Source organism: Paraburkholderia sp. SIMBA_027, assembly GCF_046535315.1.
Classification (GTDB): domain Bacteria; phylum Pseudomonadota; class Gammaproteobacteria; order Burkholderiales; family Burkholderiaceae; genus Paraburkholderia; species Paraburkholderia tropica.
In genome coordinates this window covers 45499-62885 of sequence record NZ_JAWRWY010000022.1, presented here as the reverse complement: position 1 = coordinate 62885, position 17387 = coordinate 45499, and the positions used below count along the sequence as shown (strand labels likewise).

The 17387-nt window shown below is 65.4% G+C and carries 17 protein-coding genes; 6 read left to right on the top strand and 11 right to left on the bottom strand.

Translation table 11 applies throughout. The features are described from left to right. Positions 1-4: 4 nt before the first annotated feature. Positions 5-520 (bottom strand): DUF3455 domain-containing protein, encoded by a 516-nt coding sequence (locus SB764_RS32700; protein WP_183039888.1) that lies wholly within the window; start codon positions 518-520, stop codon positions 5-7. 180 nt (positions 521-700) lie between these two features. Next, on the bottom strand, positions 701-1303 hold the full coding sequence (locus tag SB764_RS32695) for a hypothetical protein (protein WP_065060767.1): 603 nt from the start codon (positions 1301-1303) through the stop codon (positions 701-703). Between the two features lie 245 nt (positions 1304-1548). Between SB764_RS32695 and SB764_RS32690 the strand changes: the two genes are divergently transcribed. The 3 genes from SB764_RS32690 (at position 1549) to SB764_RS32680 (ending at position 3289) form a co-directional block, all read left to right on the top strand. After that, positions 1549-2049, top strand: coding sequence for an HrpB1 family type III secretion system apparatus protein (locus SB764_RS32690; RefSeq protein WP_065060766.1), 501 nt, complete (start codon positions 1549-1551; stop codon positions 2047-2049). 191 nt (positions 2050-2240) lie between these two features. After that, a complete protein-coding gene (locus SB764_RS32685; protein ID WP_110327298.1) occupies positions 2241-2819 on the top strand; it encodes a DJ-1/PfpI family protein in 579 nt (192 codons plus the stop codon). A gap of 134 nt (positions 2820-2953) precedes the next feature. Further along, positions 2954-3289: a ribbon-helix-helix domain-containing protein gene (locus tag SB764_RS32680; RefSeq protein WP_065060764.1), complete on the top strand. Its 336-nt coding sequence runs from the start codon at positions 2954-2956 to the stop codon at positions 3287-3289. A 99-nt stretch (positions 3290-3388) separates the two neighbouring features. On the opposite strand, the gene SB764_RS32675 is transcribed toward SB764_RS32680, so the two are convergent. The 7 genes from SB764_RS32675 to SB764_RS32645 all read right to left on the bottom strand — a co-directional run bounded on the left by SB764_RS32675 (position 3389) and on the right by SB764_RS32645 (position 12843). Next, on the bottom strand, positions 3389-3682 hold the full coding sequence (locus tag SB764_RS32675; RefSeq protein WP_065061006.1) for a hypothetical protein: 294 nt from the start codon (positions 3680-3682) through the stop codon (positions 3389-3391). A 283-nt stretch (positions 3683-3965) separates the two neighbouring features. Further along, complete coding sequence (locus SB764_RS32670; protein ID WP_410865957.1) at positions 3966-4847, bottom strand: 4'-phosphopantetheinyl transferase family protein; 882 nt, start codon at positions 4845-4847, stop codon at positions 3966-3968. A 48-nt stretch (positions 4848-4895) separates the two neighbouring features. Beyond that, positions 4896-6617 (bottom strand): cyclic peptide export ABC transporter, encoded by a 1722-nt coding sequence (locus tag SB764_RS32665; protein WP_322007073.1) that lies wholly within the window; start codon positions 6615-6617, stop codon positions 4896-4898. A 48-nt stretch (positions 6618-6665) separates the two neighbouring features. Next, positions 6666-8723 (bottom strand): Fe(3+)-hydroxamate ABC transporter permease FhuB, encoded by a 2058-nt coding sequence (fhuB, locus tag SB764_RS32660; RefSeq protein WP_410865956.1) that lies wholly within the window; start codon positions 8721-8723, stop codon positions 6666-6668. Continuing rightward, on the bottom strand, positions 8720-9721 hold the full coding sequence (locus SB764_RS32655) for an ABC transporter substrate-binding protein (RefSeq protein WP_410865955.1): 1002 nt from the start codon (positions 9719-9721) through the stop codon (positions 8720-8722). Before SB764_RS32655 ends, fhuB begins: the two co-directional genes overlap by 4 nt. A gap of 1 nt (position 9722) precedes the next feature. Further along, entirely contained in the window at positions 9723-10604 is an 882-nt protein-coding gene (locus SB764_RS32650; RefSeq protein ID WP_321942323.1) for an ATP-binding cassette domain-containing protein, read from the bottom strand. 13 nt (positions 10605-10617) lie between these two features. Beyond that, a complete protein-coding gene (locus tag SB764_RS32645; RefSeq protein ID WP_410865954.1) occupies positions 10618-12843 on the bottom strand; it encodes a TonB-dependent siderophore receptor in 2226 nt (741 codons plus the stop codon). A 255-nt stretch (positions 12844-13098) separates the two neighbouring features. Here SB764_RS32645 and SB764_RS32640 point away from each other — a divergent pair, with 255 nt between their 5' ends. Then, a complete protein-coding gene (locus tag SB764_RS32640) occupies positions 13099-13914 on the top strand; it encodes an AraC family transcriptional regulator (protein ID WP_183707294.1) in 816 nt (271 codons plus the stop codon). An 8-nt stretch (positions 13915-13922) separates the two neighbouring features. Here SB764_RS32640 and SB764_RS32635 read toward each other — a convergent pair whose 3' ends face one another. Next, positions 13923-14450: a GNAT family N-acetyltransferase gene (locus SB764_RS32635; protein WP_080180808.1), complete on the bottom strand. Its 528-nt coding sequence runs from the start codon at positions 14448-14450 to the stop codon at positions 13923-13925. A 438-nt stretch (positions 14451-14888) separates the two neighbouring features. On the opposite strand from SB764_RS32635, the gene flhD reads away from it, so the two are divergent. Together flhD and flhC are read left to right on the top strand one after the other, a co-directional pair. Next, positions 14889-15206 (top strand): flagellar transcriptional regulator FlhD, encoded by a 318-nt coding sequence (gene flhD / locus SB764_RS32630; RefSeq protein WP_074982114.1) that lies wholly within the window; start codon positions 14889-14891, stop codon positions 15204-15206. 12 nt (positions 15207-15218) lie between these two features. After that, entirely contained in the window at positions 15219-15842 is a 624-nt protein-coding gene (flhC, locus tag SB764_RS32625) for a flagellar transcriptional regulator FlhC (RefSeq protein ID WP_410865953.1), read from the top strand. Between the two features lie 105 nt (positions 15843-15947). Here the strand turns inward: flhC and SB764_RS32620 are convergent, their stop codons facing one another. Beyond that, entirely contained in the window at positions 15948-17339 is a 1392-nt protein-coding gene (locus SB764_RS32620; protein ID WP_336751091.1) for a GntP family permease, read from the bottom strand. Between the last annotated feature and the right edge of the window lie 48 nt (positions 17340-17387).

Below are 17387 nucleotides of genomic sequence, written 5' to 3'. Positions count from 1 at the left end.
CCGCCTAGTCGACCGGGTTGGCCGTTGGAGTGGCCGATGAAGTGGTCAGCGGTGCGGCGCTTTGCTCGCGATAGATCATATACGTCGCCGCATACGGCACCAGCAGACGCACGCCTTCGACCGTGCAATCGGGCTGAGGCGGCAGACCGCCTTTGGTATCGATGCGCTGGATCGACGTGACATCGGCGAAACGTCCTTCGCCTGGACGGCGCGCGGCGTCGAACTTCGCCTTGTAGCGCACCCACGTGAGCGTGTTCGCGCCGATCTGATGTTCGGCGAGCGGCGTGCCGATCACATAGCTGCCGTCGTAGGCGATGAAGTGCGGGCCGGGCACGACGGTGCCTGCGCTTTGCTTGTCGGCGGCGACCAGCGTGGCTTCGGAGCCTTGCTCGGCCCACAGCAACTGCGAGCCGCCCGCTACCGCCGACGGCGTGCGGCGGCAGACATAGGTCTGGTCGCCGTTCGCCGTGAGCACTTCCTTGAGGACTTCGTTCGGGGAGGCGCGCAGATCGGCGGGCAACGAATCGTTCGCGGTAGGCGGTTGCGCAGACGTCGCACAGCCGCTCAGCGCGAGAAGGGCGAGAAGCGCGCAGGCGGACAGTAGCGCGCGATCACCACGAGACGGAAGGGAGGAGCGAGGTACTTTCATCGGGCGTCGAAAAGAGGCGTCCAGATCCATGAAGGCGGGCGTTCGACGGCGCTATGCCTTGAGGCCCATCATCTGCTGCATGGCGTATTGATCGCGCGTTTCGCCCTTCGCGAGCACGTCCTGACCGAGTGCATTGGCGAGATCGTCGCGTGCGCTGCCGTTGATCTTGCCGCCGCCGTTTTCGTTCGCGGTCTGCTGCAGATCGCTGCCGATGGCGGCGGCGTCGCTCTGATCGAGCTTGCCGGAACGCACGGCGTCCGCGAGGATGTGCGTGGCCTTGTTGCCGTCGCCCGATTGCAGCGCGCTCATGAACGCGTTGAAGTCGGTCGGGTCGCTCTTCTGGAAATTCTGCATGCCGGTTTGCGCGCCTTGCTGCTGCGCCGCGCTGCCCATCTGCGTGAGATTGTCGGTCGTGGGCGTGGTCTGCGTGGTGGGCGTGGTCGTGCCGGTGTTCGTCCCCGTGTTGGTGCCCGTGTTCGTGCCGCTGCCCGAGCCTGAATCCGAACCGGAGTTCTCTTCCTGCGTGATCTCCATGAGGAGTTGCTCGATCTCCTGTTCGAGTTGCTGCGTGGTCTGCAACTGCGAGTTGATCAGGCTGTCGGTGCTTTGTCCGGTGCTTTGGGGCACGGTGGTGCCCACGGTGAAATCGTTCATCTGACCTCCGCGAAAGTGCAATGAGCCTGACGATGCAGGGCAGGCAGGCGGAATGGCACCGCCTTGACTCTCCTGACGATATAGGGCCCCGGTTTGCACGCCGGGTCGGCAGCGGAATCGATGTATGAGTTTGCGAAGTTTCGCGTGGCGATGCGCTGCGGATCGATTCACAATCGATCCACAAGCGGTTTGCGTCGCGACGATCGGCGCTTTTTGCCATGAATTCGACGGAGTGCCTTAACGTCATGCTGGATCGGATTGCGGCCGATATCACCGATGCCTCATACCGGCGATGCCCGGCGCATGTCACCGCGCTCTTGCTGAAGATATTCGACCTGGGTTTGTCCTGCGCCTCGCGCGATGAGCTGGAAGATCTGCTCGCGTGCATCGACGTGCTCTGTGAGGAATGGCCGCCGGTGTGTCTCGCGGCGGTGCGTCTGCATATCCGCTACGCCGACTGGATTGGCGCGGTGCGTCTGCTCAAGCGGCTCGAAGCCGCGCAGACCTTGAATCCGACTTCGCTCGCGCTGATGGCGGGCTGCCTCTTCAAGCTCGACGACCCCGACTGGCAGCGCTACGCTGCAACCTTGACGCGCGGCGAGCCGAACCCGCGCGCGGAGACCATTCTCCTCACCTTCGTGCGTGGCGCGGCGACCGTGCAGGGCGTGGGCACGCGGCCCGGCAGCGCGCCTCAGGTGGGCGGACGCACGGTCCTGCCGATCTCTGGCACGAAGACGCTCTATTAGCGACGACTGCCGCCGCCCTGCGTCGAAAAGTCCGTGCGCGTTTAACCCTCTCGCATTTCACCCTCTCGCATTTAACCCCCTCGCATTTAACCCCCTCGCATTTAACCCCCTATTACCCGCCGCGCTTCAACGCTTGCTACAGTGTTTTCCGCATTCCCGCTCATCACCGCATCACAGACAGGAAACGGAACATGTCCAAGCGCATTCTCATTCTCGCCGGCGACTTCGTGGAAGATTACGAATTGATGGTGCCGTTTCAGGCGCTCGCGGCGGTCGGTCATTCGGTGTCGGTGGTCGCGCCCGACAAGCGCGTGGGCGACGTCATCCGCACGGCGATTCACGACTTCGAAGGCGATCAGACCTACACGGAAAAGCGCGGCCACAATTTCACGCTGAATGCCGATTTCGCGTCGATCGATCCGGCGAAATTCGATGCCTTGCTCGTGCCCGGCGGCCGTGCGCCCGAATATCTGCGGCTCAACGAAACCGTGATTGCCTGGGTTCGTCATTTCGCCGAAACGAACAAGCCGATCGCCGCGGTGTGCCACGGCGCGCAACTGCTCGCGGCGGCGGGCGTGATCGAAGGGCGGCGGATTTCGGCGTATCCGGCTTGCGCGCCCGAGGTCAAGCTCGCGGGCGGCCAGTATGTGGCGCTCGACTGGCCCGACGCGATCACCGACGCCAATTTCGTGACCGCGCCCGCGTGGACCTCGCACGCAAACTGGCTCGCGCAATTCCTCGCGCTGCTCGGCACGCGTATTACGCTTTAAGGTTCGCGGCGCACGCGTGCAGGAATGGCTAGCCTGGCAGTGCAGGATTTGAGACTATTACGCAATGTAATGCGTGGTGCGCAGGGCGCCAGTGCTCCGGCGCGAACCCGACAGCACAAACAGGAGCGGTCCAAATGTGCGAAATCTATATCAACGCGGATCCCATTCTTTATGAACCGCGCACGCGCGCGCTACGCATCCACGGCGTGGTGACCACCGTGCGACTCGAAAATCTGTTCTGGGATGTGCTGCAGGAAATCGCGCATCGCGAGCAACTCACCACGAGTCAATTCGCCGTCAAGCTTTACGACGAATTGCACGCGCTGCGCGGCGACGAGCCGTTTAATTTCGCGTCGTTTCTGCGCGTGTGCTGTCTGCGCTATCTTTCGACGCTCGCGCCGCGCGAAGAAGCCGCGGGCGATGGCTCGCGTCTCAAGGCGTTTCAGCCGAAAGTCGTACGCGCGGGTTAGCGTCGCCTGAAGCCGCTTGCAATAAAAAGACCGCTGCCCGTGAAGGCAGCGGTTTTTTATATGGCGACGGCGTCAATCCATTGCGATTGATTGCGCGGCTTACTGACCCGAAGGCGACTTCGTGGAAGGCGTTGCGAGCGTGTTGTTCGTGCCGTAAGCCGGCGCGATCGACGTCGCGTTCGAATTCGCGCCATTCGCCTGATTCGCATTCGACGTACCGGCGCCGCTATCGGAATTGGCGAGGCCCGGCGTGCCATAGCCGCTTGCGGGCGGCGCGACCGGCGACTTCACGCTCGGCGTCGCGAGCGTGTTGTTTTGCGCGAATGCCGCGCCCGACATCAACAAAGCAGTGGCGGCAGCGGCTGCGAACAGCGTGCTGGTAATGGGCTTCATGATTTGCTCCTCCATTATTGGACTGAATTTTCGACATAAACGACGCAAAACGAGGTTTTCGTCATGCGCGGTAGCGCAGATAAAACGCCATGCCGTGTATCGACGGCGCGAATTCGAGTCCGCGCCATGTCTTGCCAAGTTTAGGAAAGGCGGCGCTGATAATGAAGCACGTTGTTCGCAATGGTGAATTTCGATTTTTGATGACCGATCGAAAGCACTATTGCGTACAGGGTCTTTGCGCGCGCATCGATCGATTGCGCCGCGCTCATTCAATTTCATTCAATTACGGCCCGAACCAGCCGACCGCGTGAATCTGCTCGATGCGCTGCGCCAGCGAAATCGCGCCGTGAATCTCGCCGGGCATCGGCAGATCGATCACATGCCAGCGCCCTGCATCGTCGAGATCGAGCCAGAGGGCGGGGCCGTGCTTGTCGAGTGCATCGGGTGCATCGAGCGGGTCCGATCTGTCGATGCGTAGCGACGCGCCGGACGCCGCCATGTCCGTGCGCTGCATCGCCGCCGACATACTCGCGAAACGCGCGGCATGGCGCTGTCGTGCCTCGTCCTGCGTGCGCCGTACGCTGTTGCGCAGCGTGTCCCACACGTTTGCGCTCGCGCGTCGCTGCGGATGCTGACTCGCGGCCTGCTGCGTTTCGCCGCCCGGTCGCGGCATCGCGACGCCGAGTCCGAGCGTGGCTTGCCCGATCGCTATCAGCACCCAGATGCCCGCGAACGCGATATCGACATTCAGATGCTCATCGCCGACCTTGAGCCGCGCGCCGCGCTGCTCGCCGTATTCGTCGACGATCGAAACATCGCGCGGCGCGAGCCCGCAGAGATTCGCGCCGATCCAGCGCAGCATGATGCGGCTCGCGACATAACGATGGCGCTGCGCGGCGTTCGGATGCAGGCGCGCGCGGTTGCGCTCGGCGTCCGAGAGCCAATGCTCGCTTTCGTGAATCGCGACGGGCAGCCAGCTCGCGCGAAAGCGCCACACATGCAGCACGCCCGCGCCTGGCATAACGAGCGGCGCGGGGAAACTGCGCGTGAGCCGATGTGTCGTGAACAGCGGCGTGAGCGAAGCGGCGCGGGTGTTGCGGGTGCTGCGCGCGCGTCGCGCGCCGTAGCGTCGTGTCGAATCCGGTTGCGTGACGATGGTTGACATGCGGTATGGCCTCCACGCGAGGGTCGGTTCAGGTCTTGGGCGCGAACTTCAAAGCGTGCCGGTGCGCGCGGCGCGCTGCGGCCGCACTTCCTCGACGATGCGGCCGTTTTCCATGCGGATATAGCGGTCCGAGGCGTCGAAGTAGCGGTCGTCGTGCGAGATCACGATCAGCGTCTTGCCCTGACGCTTCAGGTCCGGAAGGATCTCGGTGTAAAAGATGCGGCGGAACGTCGGGTCCTGATCGGCGGCCCATTCGTCGAGCACCATCACCGGGCGCTGTTCGAGATACGCATGCACGAGCGCGAGGCGCTTGCGCTGGCCCGTCGAGAGGTCGGTGGTCGTAAACGCGCCGTCGCGCACCTGCACCTTGTGCGCGATCTCCAGACGTTCGAGGTAACGCTGCGCGTCGGCGCCGAGGCGCGCTTCGCCCGGAATCAGCGTGTCGAACAGGTAGTAGTCGGAGAACAGCGCGGAAAAGCGCTGGCGATACGCGTCGAGATCGCGGTCGTCGACGGGCTGGCCGTCCACGCACAAACGTCCCGCGTCGGGCCGGTAGAGGCCGAGCAGCAGCTTGATCAGCGTGGTCTTGCCGCAGCCGTTTTCGCCGACGATAAAGAGCGTTTCGCCGCGCGCGATCGTGAGATCGACGGGACCGAGTTCGAAGCCGCCGGGGGCGTGGTTCGCCGCGTCGTTGCCGGCGACGTCCTTGTCGGCGGCGGGCGGCGCGGCGAAGCGGTAATGCACGTGATCGAGCGAGATCGTCGTGAAGTTTTCCCAGTCGATGGTGCTCGTCGTCGCCTTCGCTGCCGTTTGCGTATTTTCCGCGGCCACGAGTGCGGGCTCGCGCGTCGAAAAACGCGCCTGCAAATCGGCGATACGCTGGAACGCGACCTGCGCGCGGCCGATCACCGGCAACGCGCCGACGATCTCCTGGATCGGCCCTTTCATGTAGAGCAGCACGAGCACGAAGCCGGTCGTGACCGCGCGATCCGCGCCCGCCACGCCGTTCTGAAACGCGAGCATCAGGCCGACCACGATGAAGAACAGCAGCGAGCCGAACGCATTCGCGGAGACGAACACATTTGCCGCGCGCACGCGCAGTCGCCGGATGTCGTCGATCGTGCCGCTCAGTTCGTGCTCGTAGACGAAGCGGCGGCGCGGGCCGTTCAGGCGCAGCTCCTTGGCGCCTTCGGTGATCGAGCGATAGTGCTTCTGCAAGCGGTCTTCCGCGGCGCGCGCGAGACCGAAGCGCGCGATGCCCGCGCGCCGCGCGAGCGTCTGCACGACCGAGCCGAGCGCGATCGCGACGAGTGCGACCAGCAGCATGACGGGCGAGAGCACCAGCAGATAGCCGAGGCAGCCAATGATCGTCGCGGTTGCGATCGCGAGGCTCGAAAACAGGAACGAGAAGCCGCTGATCGTATCGATGTCCTGATTGAGCGCGGTGACGAGGCGATGGCTGCGGAACTGCTCGATCTGGCCGATGGGCGCCGCGAGAATGCGCTCGCTGAGATCCTTGCGCAACATCGCGATCACGCGCTGCCCGACGATGTTGTTGCCGATGTCGGACACCACTTCGCCGATCAGCGCAATTGCGCACAGGCCCGCGAAGCTCCAGAGCAGCGCGGGCAGCGCGTGGCCGCTTTGCAGCGTGCGGTTGGTGACGGCCAGCAGGGCGGCGGTGGCGACGCCGCTGGCCGCGCCCATCAGCGTGGCCAGCACGGTGATCGGCCACAGGCGGCGAAGCAGTCTTAGCAGTTGCACAAACATCGGGTTCCCCAGAAAGATCGGTAATTCGTGTGTCGAGTCGCGTGTCGTTCAGCGGCGGCGGCCGAGCAGCACCATGAGATACGGCGCGCCGATCAGCGTCGCCACCAGCCCGGCCGGCAGTTCGCGCGGCATCAGCAGCGTGCGGCCCAGCCAGTCGGCGATCACGAGCGTCAGCGCGCCCGTGGGCGCGGCGAGCGCCAGTTGCGCGAGCGGCCGCCGCGCGCCGAAGAGGCGCGCGAGATGCGGCGCGATCAGCCCCGCGAACGACAGCGGCCCGACGATCAGCGTGGCCGCCGCCGTCAGGAGCGCGATCAGGGCGAGCAGCGCGAGACGCGCGCCGCGCATCGGCACGCCGAGTGCGCGCGCGGGTGCGTCGCCGAGCGGCAGGATCTGCAGCCAGCGCTGCGTGAACGGCAGACACGCGCAGAGCGCCACGCACAGCGCGAGCGCGAGGGCGGCGTCGGCGGGCGTGATCGTGTAGGTGGAACCCGAAAGCCATTGCAGCAGCGCCGCCGCCTGCTCGCCGCCGCCGGCGATCGACACGGCCACCACGGCCTGAAACAGCGCGCCGATCGCCACGCCCGCGAGCATCACGCGCTCGGGCGCGTAGCGCGAGCGGTGCGAGAACGCGAGGATCGCGAGCAGCGCGGCCAGCGCGCCGAGGCTCGTCGCCGCGAAGCGGGTGGCGTGATTCGCGCCGATGAAGCCGCTCAAGCCGCTCAAGCCGCTCAGGCCCGTCACCAGCGCGACGAGGCCGAGCGCCGCGCCCGCGCTTACGCCGAGCAGTTCGGGACTGGCGAGCGGATTGCCGGTCAGGCGCTGCATCAGCGTGCCCGCGATGGCGAGCATCGCGCCGGCGGCCAGCGCTGCGAGCGCGCGCGGCGCGCGCCAGATCGTGACGTGCGCCAGCTCGCTCCATCCGCTCAGGTGCCAGCCTTGCGGCCCGCGCGCGAAGACGAGGCTCAGCGCGAGTGCGCCGAGCAGCGCCAGCATCAGCGCCGCGAAACGCCAGCGCAGCGCGGTAGCGGAAGCGGACCGACCGTGTCCGGCCAGCGAAGCCGACGGCGGCGCGACGAGCCGCGCGCCGCGCTGCATGCGCGCGAGCAGGATCAGCATGACGGGCGCGCCGTAGAGCGCGGTCGCCGCGCCGGTCGGCAGCAGGTCGCCCATGACGCCGGAAAAGCGCTGCACCGCTTGATCGGCGACCCAGAGAATCAGCGCGCCGCACAGCGGAGCAGCCACGAGACGCTGCCCGAGCCGACGGGCGCCCGCCATGCGCGCGAGCGGCGGCGCGGCCAGACCGATGAAGCCGATCACGCCCACCGCGCTCACCACCGCCGCGCTCAGCATCACGGCCAGCGCGAGCGCCAGCAGACGCATGCGGCGCAGCGACAGGCCGAGGCTGTGCGCGTTGGCATCGGCGAGACCGAACAGCGTCATCGGACGCAGCAGCAGGAACGCGGCCGCGCCGCCGATCGCGAGACGCGTGGCGAGCATCGTCGCCGCGCGCCAGTCCTGCTGCACGAGCGAGCCGCCGCCCCAGATGAAGAGGCCGCGCAGATACGGCGCGTAGAACATTTGCAGCGCCACGCCGATCGAGCCGCAATAGAGCGTGACGACCATGCCCGCGACGGCGACCGGCACGGGCGCGAGACCGCTGCGCCACGCGAGGCCGAACACCAGCAGCGCGGCGCCGAACGCGCCGCCGAGCGCGATCCACGAACCGGCCGCGCCGGCGAGCGCGGGCGCGGCGAGCGTCGCGATCGTAAGCGCGAGTTGCGCGCCTGCCGATACGCCGAGCGTCATCGGTTCGGCGAGCGGATTGCGCAGCACCTGCTGGAAGATCGTGCCCGCGAGGCCGAGGATCGCGCCGCACAGCCAGCTCACGACGAGACGCGGCAGCCAGCTGTCGTGCACGACGATCTGCTGGATGCCGAGCGGCGCGCGCAGCGCGTGCGCCCATTGCGCGGCGGGCAGCAGCGCGCCGAGATTCGCGAGGCTCAGCGCGAGCGCCGTGGCCAGCAGCGCGGCCGTCAGCAAGGCGGCGAGGCAGCCGTGCGGAAGCCAGCGAAGCAGGCGCGGCGGAGCGAGACGGGCAGTATTCATGTGTGTTGCGGGTCGCGCAGGGCGGACGGTTCGTGGGGCGCGGTGGCGAGTGCAGCGGTAAGTGCGTCGGCGAGCGCATCGGCAAAGCGCGCCGCCGAGGGCAGCATGCCGAAGCCCCAGAACGGCGGCAGCGCGGCCACGCGTCCCCCCGCGACGGGCGGCAGGGCGCGCCACAGGCGATTGCTCGCGAGCTGGCGGTCCACGCCCGCGGGCAGCGGGTCGAAATAGAGCAGGCCCGCGTCGGGCGCGCCGGCCAGTTGTTCGAGACCGGCCACGCCGATGCCCCAGTAATCGGTCGGGCCGCGCCACGCGTTGCGCAGCGCGAGCGCGTCCATCACGTCCTGAAACAGGCTGCGTGCGCCGTAGACGCCCACGTGGCGGCCATCGAAAAAGCGAATCAGGTAGAGCGGAGCGGCGGGGCCGAGTGCGTCGTGCGCGCTCGTACGCGCGTGGTCGAGTCGAGCGCGCGCCGTCTCGATGGCGTGCTGCGTGCCGTCGATCAGCGCCTGCGCCGCCGCTTCGCGCTTGCACAGCTTGCCGAGCTGCAAGGTCACCTCGCACGAACGGCGATACGGCGAGCCCGCATCGGTATAGACCGCGAACGCGCGCACGGGCGCGATGCGTTCGAGCATCTCGCGCTGCGATTCCTGGCTCGAATTGATGAGGATGAGGTCCGGCGCGATCTGCTGGAGCAGTTCGAGGCTCGGCGCGAGGCGCAGGCCCACGTCGGTCACGCCGCGCGGCACGGCGGGCGCGACCACGCTCGCGTTGTAGCTGTCGATCTCGGCGACGCCCGCGGGCATGACGCCCATCGCGAGCAGCGTTTCGACGAGACCCCAATCGAGCACGACGACGCGCGGCGCGCGCGCGGGCACCGATGGCGCAGCAGAAGCGGCCGCGGAAGCAGCAGAAGCGCCGGAAGCCGCGAACGCGCGCGGCATGTCGAGGCACAGAAGCGGAAGCAGCGCGGCGCGCCGCAGCAAGGTGCGTCGCTGCATGTCAGCGCGCGACCGCAAGCCGGCTTCCGCTATGAGGATGCGGCAAGATATCCATCGGAATGCCATAGATCGATTCGAGCACGCGGGCGTCCATCATTTCGTCGGGCGTGCCGCACTGAAGCAGGCGGCCGCTGTGCAGCGCGATCATGTCGTCGCAGAAACGCGCCGCGAGATTGACGTCGTGCAGCACGATCACGACCGTGAGCGCGCGCTCGTCGGTCAGCGTGCGCAGCAGGCGCAGCACCTCGATCTGATGCGCGATGTCGAGCGCCGACGTCGGCTCGTCGAGCAGCAGACAGGGCGCGGCCTGCGCCACCAGCATCGCGAGCCAGACGCGCTGACGCTCGCCGCCCGAGAGGTGATCGGCGAGCTGCGAGGCGAAACGCGCGGTGTCGGTGAGGCGCAGCGCCTCGTCGATATGCGCGTGATCGTCGGCGCTCAGGCGGCCGAGCGCGCCGTGCCACGGATAGCGGCCCAGCGCGACCAGCTCGCGCACGGTCATGTCGGTCGCGGCGGGCGGATTCTGCGGCAGATACGCGACCTGCCGCGCGAACTCGCGCGCGGGCCAGTCGCCCAGCGCCGTGCCGCGCAGACGCAGCGTCCCGCGCGTGCACGCCTGCTGGCGCGCGAGCAGCTTGATCAGCGTGCTCTTGCCCGAGCCGTTATGACCGATCAGCGCGGTCATGCGGCCAGCGGGCAGGACGAGGTCGAGCGGTTGCAGCAGGACGCGCCCGTCCGCCTCGAAGGCGGCGCCTTCGAGTTCGAACAGCGGCGCGGGCGCCGCCGCCGCCCGCGCCGCGCGAGCGTGGGCGTCGCGGGCTGCGTGCGCGTCGGACGATTGAGACGATTGAGTCGATTCAGTCGATGCCATGTCGGTCAACACGCGCCTCCTTGCCTTACCAGCGATAACGCGCGGACGCGATCACTTCGAGGCCGTCGGCGTAGGTGCAAGTCGTCGAGCTGAAGCACGATGCCACGTACTCGCGGTTGAACAGGTTCTTCGCGTTCACCGAGAACAGCCAGTGCTTGCCGGTGTCGTAGTGAACCGTCGCATCGAACACGGTGACGGCGCCCACGTGGATCGTGTTGGTCTCGTCGTAGGTCGCGCCCATGTAGCGCACGCCGCCGCCGAAGCCGAGGCCGCGCAGCGGGCCGCCGTGCAGCGTGTAGTCGAGCCAGGCCGATGCCGTATGGCGCGGAATGCCCCACACGCTCTTGCCTTGCAGCGACGTGGTGGTGCCGCTGATGGTGGTCGCCGTGTCGTTGGACTCGGTCGTCACGTCGTTCAGATACGTGTACGAGAGAATCAGGTTCAGATCGTTCGTGAGGCTCGCGTGGCCTTCGAGTTCGAGGCCCCGCGCGCGCACTTCGCCCGCCTGCGTGTAGTAGCCCGAGTGATCGAGGTCGGCGGTCAGGACGTTGTGTTCGGTCAGGTTGAAGAGCGACGCGGTGACGAAGCTGTTGTAACCCGTCGGCTGATACTTCACGCCCACTTCGTATTGCTGCGCGGTGGTGGGCTTGGCCATGCCGCCGCCATACAGTTCGCCGACCTGCGGATCGAACGACTTCGAGAAGCTCGCGTAGGGCGCGATGCCGTTGTCGAACAGATAGACGAGACCGGTGCGCCACGTGAACGCGCGCGCGGATTGCGCCTCGTAGGTCGCGGTGACGGGGTTGTTGTCGTCGGCGTCGACCCAGTCTTCACGCGCGCCGATCAGGAAACGCCACTTGCCGAACGCCATCTGGTCCTGCGCGTACACGCCGAGCTGCTTCTGGCGGATGTGATCGTACGAGGTCTCGGACGGCATCGTGTTGTTGCCGTAGACCGGATCGAACACGTCGAGCGAGGACGCCGCGAAGTTCGCGCCCACGTCTTCGCCGTAGACCACGCGCTGGAAGTCGAAGCCGGCCAGCACCGTATGCGAGACCGGGCCGGTCGAGAATTTCGCCTGCGCCTGGTTGTCGATCGTGAAGACCTTCGCGCTTTCGCGGTTGTAGAACGTGTAGCGGTTCAGCGTCGTGTTCGAGCCCGAGGCGTAGCCGTACGGGAACACGTTGGTGAAGTCGTCCTTCACATAGGTGTAGTGCGTGTTCTGGCGCACCGTCCAGGTTTCGTTGAAGCGATGCTCGAACTGATAGCCCAGCGAGAGCTGCGTGCGCGAGTGATGATCGAAATCCGGATCGCCGACATTGGTATGCGACGAAATCTTGCCGGCGGGATTGAACAGCACCGTGCCGACGGCGGGCACGAAGTTGTAATAGCCCACGTCCGGATCGCGCTCATACTTCGCGAGCACCGTGAGCGTGGTGTTCTGGTCGGGCTTCCACGTCACGGCGGGCGCGATGTAGATGCGTTTCTGGCGCGTGCCGTTGACCTGCGTGGTCGAGTCGAGGCCGGTGCCGGTCAGTCGATACGAGAGCTTGCCGTCCGAGGTCAGCGCGCCGCCCAGGTCGAAGCCCGCCTGCACGCGATTGTGGCTGCCGGTCGTGAAGAACACTTCGTGGATCGGCGTGGTGGTCGGCTGCTTGCTGACGAGATTGGCCACGCCGCCGGGGTTGGCCTGGCCGTAGAGCACCGAGGCGGGACCATGCAGCACGTCGATGCGTTCGAGACCGTACGGGTCGAAGTTGGGGATCGCGTAGCCGAAGCTGACGTCGCTCGGAATGCGCGCGCCGTCGAGGAACTGTTCGAGGTAGAAGCCGCGGCTGAAGAGATAGGGCGCGCCCGAGGCCGAGGCGCCGCGAATCTCCGAGGTCACGCTGGCGGTGTAGCGCAGCGCTTCGGCCACGGTCTGCGCGCCTTGCGCGGTCATCTGGTCGCTCGTCACTACCGAGACCGACTGCGGCGTTTCGATCAGCGGCGTATCGGTCTTGGTCGCCGATACCGAGGTGACGGCCACATAGCCGTCCGCCGCGCCGGTGGCGTGGTTGCCGCGGTTGCTCGTCACCTTGACGGCGGGCAACTGCCCGTCCGTGCCGGTCGTTCCGGTCGTGGTGGTGTTGTTATTCGTGGTGCTGCTGGTCGTCGTCGCGGTTTGCGCCTGGGCGGCGTGGAAGCCGCTCAACAGGCAGAACAGCAAGGCATTGCTCAACGCGCTTGAAACGCGTACCCCGGTTTTCATGTGATTGACTCGCTGCGTTGGAGGAATGTGAATGAGAGTGATTCGTAATTACAAACTGAAAGGCGATAATGCGTGCTCTTGGTGGCGCTCGATGGGCAAAACCGTGGGGAGTACGGCAGGTCAAGGCGGCGCGAAAGCGGGCCCAGACGCACTATAATCGGAGGCACTGACTTACGTCAGGACAACTTTGTCGTCAAAAAGGACATTTTTGGCGCATCAGACGTCTCACGCCCCATATTTGTCATCGAATAAGACATGGCCGTACCTCGGCTCCAGACCTTCGGACAGAGTGCCGCTGCCAAAAAGGTGATCGCGCAAGCGATTGGCTACGCAGACGGCGCCCACGAAATTGCCCACATTCATCATCGCGCGCAGCTCATCTATGCGGCGGGCGGCATCGTGCGCGTCATCACGCCGGGCGGATTGTGGATGCTCAAGCCGGGCATGGCCTTGCTCATCGGAACGCAAATCGAGCACGAATTGCACATGGTCGGCCAGACCGCGCTGCGCACGCTCTATATCGACCCGGAGGCGCTGCCGCCGCTCGGCAGCGATTGCCGGATGATCGCGCTCGACGATCTGCTGCGCGCGAGCATTCTGTCGATGTGCGCGACGGGTGAGGGCAGCGATGCGGAAGCCATCGAGCAGCGGGCGGCCCTGATCGTGCCGCTGATCCTGCATCTGCTGGCGGAGCGCCTCGCGGGCGCGCCCACCGCGGCCGACGACGAGGTGCGCCTCGCGCTGCCGGAGAACCCGCGACTGCGCACGATCTGCGACAGCCTGATTGCCGATGCCGCGAACGCCGACACGCTCGAACAATGGGCCGAGCGTACCGGCGCGAGCGTGCGCACGCTCGCGCGGCTGTTTCGCCAGGAAACCGGGATGAGCTTCGTGCAATGGCGCGAGCGGCTGCGTCTGGAAGACGCGCTGTCGAGGCTCTCGGTCGGCCACGCGCCCGGCGATGTTGCGCAGGCGCTCGGTTACGCCGATGTGCGCACGTTCGCGGTGATGTTCCGGCGCGCGTTCGGCAGCACGCCGCAGCAGTTCCGGCAGAGCTTGAGCAAGGTCTGAGCGGCCGCTCAGGCAGCGTCGCTGTCACTCGCGGCAAAGCGGTACGTGACGAAATGCGCGTCGCGCTCCACGGGCTGAAAACCGAGCGCCTCGTAAAAGCGCATGGCGGCGTGATTGCACAGGAAGCACGACAGCATCAATGGCCGATTCGATTGCGTCGCCCGTGACATGAGGGTTCGCATGATCGCGCCGCCAATGCCGCGATTGCGAAACGCCGGCTTCAGGATCAGCAACGAGAGATGAAGCGCGTCTGTATCGCTTGTCAGCGCGAGATAGCCCGCGATTTCCCGCCCTTGAGTTTCCTGTCCCTGAACGATCAATTCGATATCGGCATCGTGATACGACCTATCGAAGCGCGCTTGCTGAAATGCGTCGTCCCAGCCGAAAGCCCGGTCGATATGTGCATGCAGCGCCGATTGATAAAGCGCGAATAACGCGGCGCGGTCAAGCGGACCCTCGGGCATGCGAATCAATTCGAATACCAGCGAGTCGCTCGCGCGAATTGCGTTTTGAATCGGTGGCCGGTGGGTTTTCATGGCTCGGGTCTTTGGTGGTCTCTGTAGCGTCTCTTTAGCCGGAGTCGTCCGGCATAGCGCTCAAGCGTTCAGTCGATGCGCCATCTTAGCGCGGCGCATCATTCGCAATCAAAAGCGCAGTACAAATGACCGGTCACTTCAACACATGAAGACTTAAATGCCGACACATCGAGCGAGGAAGAAAGTTCCATGCCCGAATCACCGTCGGCGCGATAACGACTCTTCACCAATCGATGACGGGCGATTGATTAAATTCATTCGTGTGAATATTGACCGCACCTGAAGACGCGGACTAATCTGGAAATGCAAACATTCACCGCGCTTGATTCATCGGCCTGCATCCGGACCGCATAAGACCGCATCAACGCGAAGTTTTCCGATGAAGCCATTCAGGCGTTTGGCGTGGCCATTCATAGACAATGATCGAGGCCAGAAACCATGAATACACTCGACATCCAGGAAAGCATTCGCGACGTCAATCTCTCCTATCTCGTGCTGGCGCAGCGCATGTTGCGCGAGGACCGCGCGGTGGGCATGTTCCGGCTGGGCTTGTCGGCGGAGGTCGCCGATCTGCTGGCGGGACTGTCTCTCGCGCAGGTCGTGAAGCTCGCCACGTCGGATCATTTATTGTGCGCGTTCCGCTTCAACGATCAGATGCTGCTCTCGGCGCTCGTGCAGCCGTCGAAGCACGCCGACATCGTCTCGACGCACGCGGCGATTCTGATGGCCGGACACCCGGTCGAACTGCTGGTCTAGACGCTGCCCATCATGCCCATCACGAATACGATATCCCGCCGGAGCGTCACCGAGGACGCACAAGAGGTCTTTCGTGCCGTCGCGCTGATCGAACTCGGCGCGCGCATGCAGGTGCTGGAAAGCGAGCTGAGCCTGTCGCGCGACCGGCTGATCCGCCTGTATCGCGAAGTGCGGGGCGTGTCGCCGCCCAAAGGCATGCTGCCGTTTTCGGCCGACTGGTACATGCCGTGGCTGCCGAATATTCACGCTTCGCTGTTCTTCAACACCTATCTGTTTCTCAGGCGCGAGGCCAGTTGTTCGCATCTCGATGCGCTCACAAAAGGGTATCGGCTCTATCTCGAACATTGCAAACGCACCGAAGGCGAACCCGTGCTCGATGTCACGCGCGCGTGGACGCTGGTACGTTTCTTCGAAGCCGAGATGCTGCAATTGACGCCGTGTTGCCGCTGCACCGGCAAGTTCGTGGCGCACAAGCACGACTTGCAGAAGGGCGTCGTGTGCGGCGCGTGCCAGCCGCCTTCGCGCGCGGGCAAGACGAGGAAGGCGGCGCGTGCGGTGGAAGAGGCGATCGCCGCGGTGATCGACGAAGAAACGAGCGTGGTCGCCGTGAACGAGGCGGCAGCCGTGGCGGCTTGATATCGCTTGATAGGGCTTGATATCGACATCCGCAATGCACAACGCCAGCGCGAAATGCGCTGGCGTTGTGCTATGGCTTTGCGAATCGACGTCGTATTCAGCGTATTAAACTAGTCCGGTGGTAAGAAACACGGCGATCACGAGAAACGACGCCGCGACCTTAATGCCCGTCATGAAGAAAATGTTGCGATAGGCTTCGCGGTGCGTAAGTCCCGTGACGGCGAGCAGCGTGATGACCGCGCCGTTATGCGGCAGCGTGTCCATGCCGCCCGCCGCCATCGACGCCACGCGATGCAGCACTTCCAGCGGAATGCCCGAAGCATGCGCGGAGGCGATGAAGCGATCCGCCATCGCGGCGAGCGCAATGCTCATACCGCCCGACGACGATCCCGTGATGCCGGAGAGCAGATTAATCGTCACCGCTTCGTTGATGAGCGGATTCGAAATCGACTGCAATGCGTGCGCGACCACCAGAAAGCCCGGCAGCGCGGCGATCACGGCGCCGAAACCATATTCCGATGCGGTGTTCATGGTCGCGAGCATCGCGCCGCCGACGGCGGCTTTCGAGCCGTCCGCGAAGGTGCCGCGAATCGACGCGAAGCCGGACAGCAACACCACGAAAATGCCGCTGCACAGCGCGCCGAGCACGGCCCAGATCGCGTTGATCTTGGCGATCTCGATGCTGATCGGCGCGTTCATGCCCGGCAGGCTGAACGTGTAGGTGGCCGGATACCACTGCGGAATCAGGCGCGTCAGCACCAGATTCACCACGCCGACGATCACGAGCGGCAGGATGGCGACGAGCGGATGCGGCAGCTTCACGTCGTCGGCGGTGACGGGCTCGTTACGCAGATTCGTGCCGTAGCCTTCGCCCTTGCGTTGCGCGCGGCGGCTCTGCACTTCGAGATAGACCACGCCCGCAACGAAGATGAACGCCGAGCCGATCAGGCCGAGCCACGGCGCGGCCCACGAGGTGGTCTTGAAGAACGTCGTCGGAATGATGTTCTGGATTTGCGGCGTGCCGGGCATCGCGTCCATCGTGAACGTGAAGGCGCCGAGCGCGATGGTCGCGGGCATCAGCCGCTTGGGAATGCCGCTCTGGCGGAACATTTCGGCGGCGAACGGATAGACGGCGAACACCACGACGAACAGCGAGACGCCGCCATACGTGAGCAGCGCGCAGACGATCACGATGACCGGAATCGCGCGGTCGCGTCCGAGCAGGCCGATCACGGCGGCGACGATCGAGCGCGACGCGCCCGACAGTTCGACCAGCTTGCCGAAGATCGCGCCGAGCAGAAACACGGGGAAGTAGAGCTTGATGAAGCCGACCATCTTGTCCATGAAGAGGCCGGTAAACACGGGCGCGACCATGGCGGGATCGGTCAGCAGCACCGCGCCGAGCGCGGCGACGGGGGCAAACAGAATCACGCTGTAGCCGCGATACGCTGCCAGCATGAGAAAGCACAATGCGGCCAGCGCAATGATGACGCTCATCGAATTTCCTTGTTGTTGTCGTGCCGGTCGAGTGGCGTGGCCGGCGTG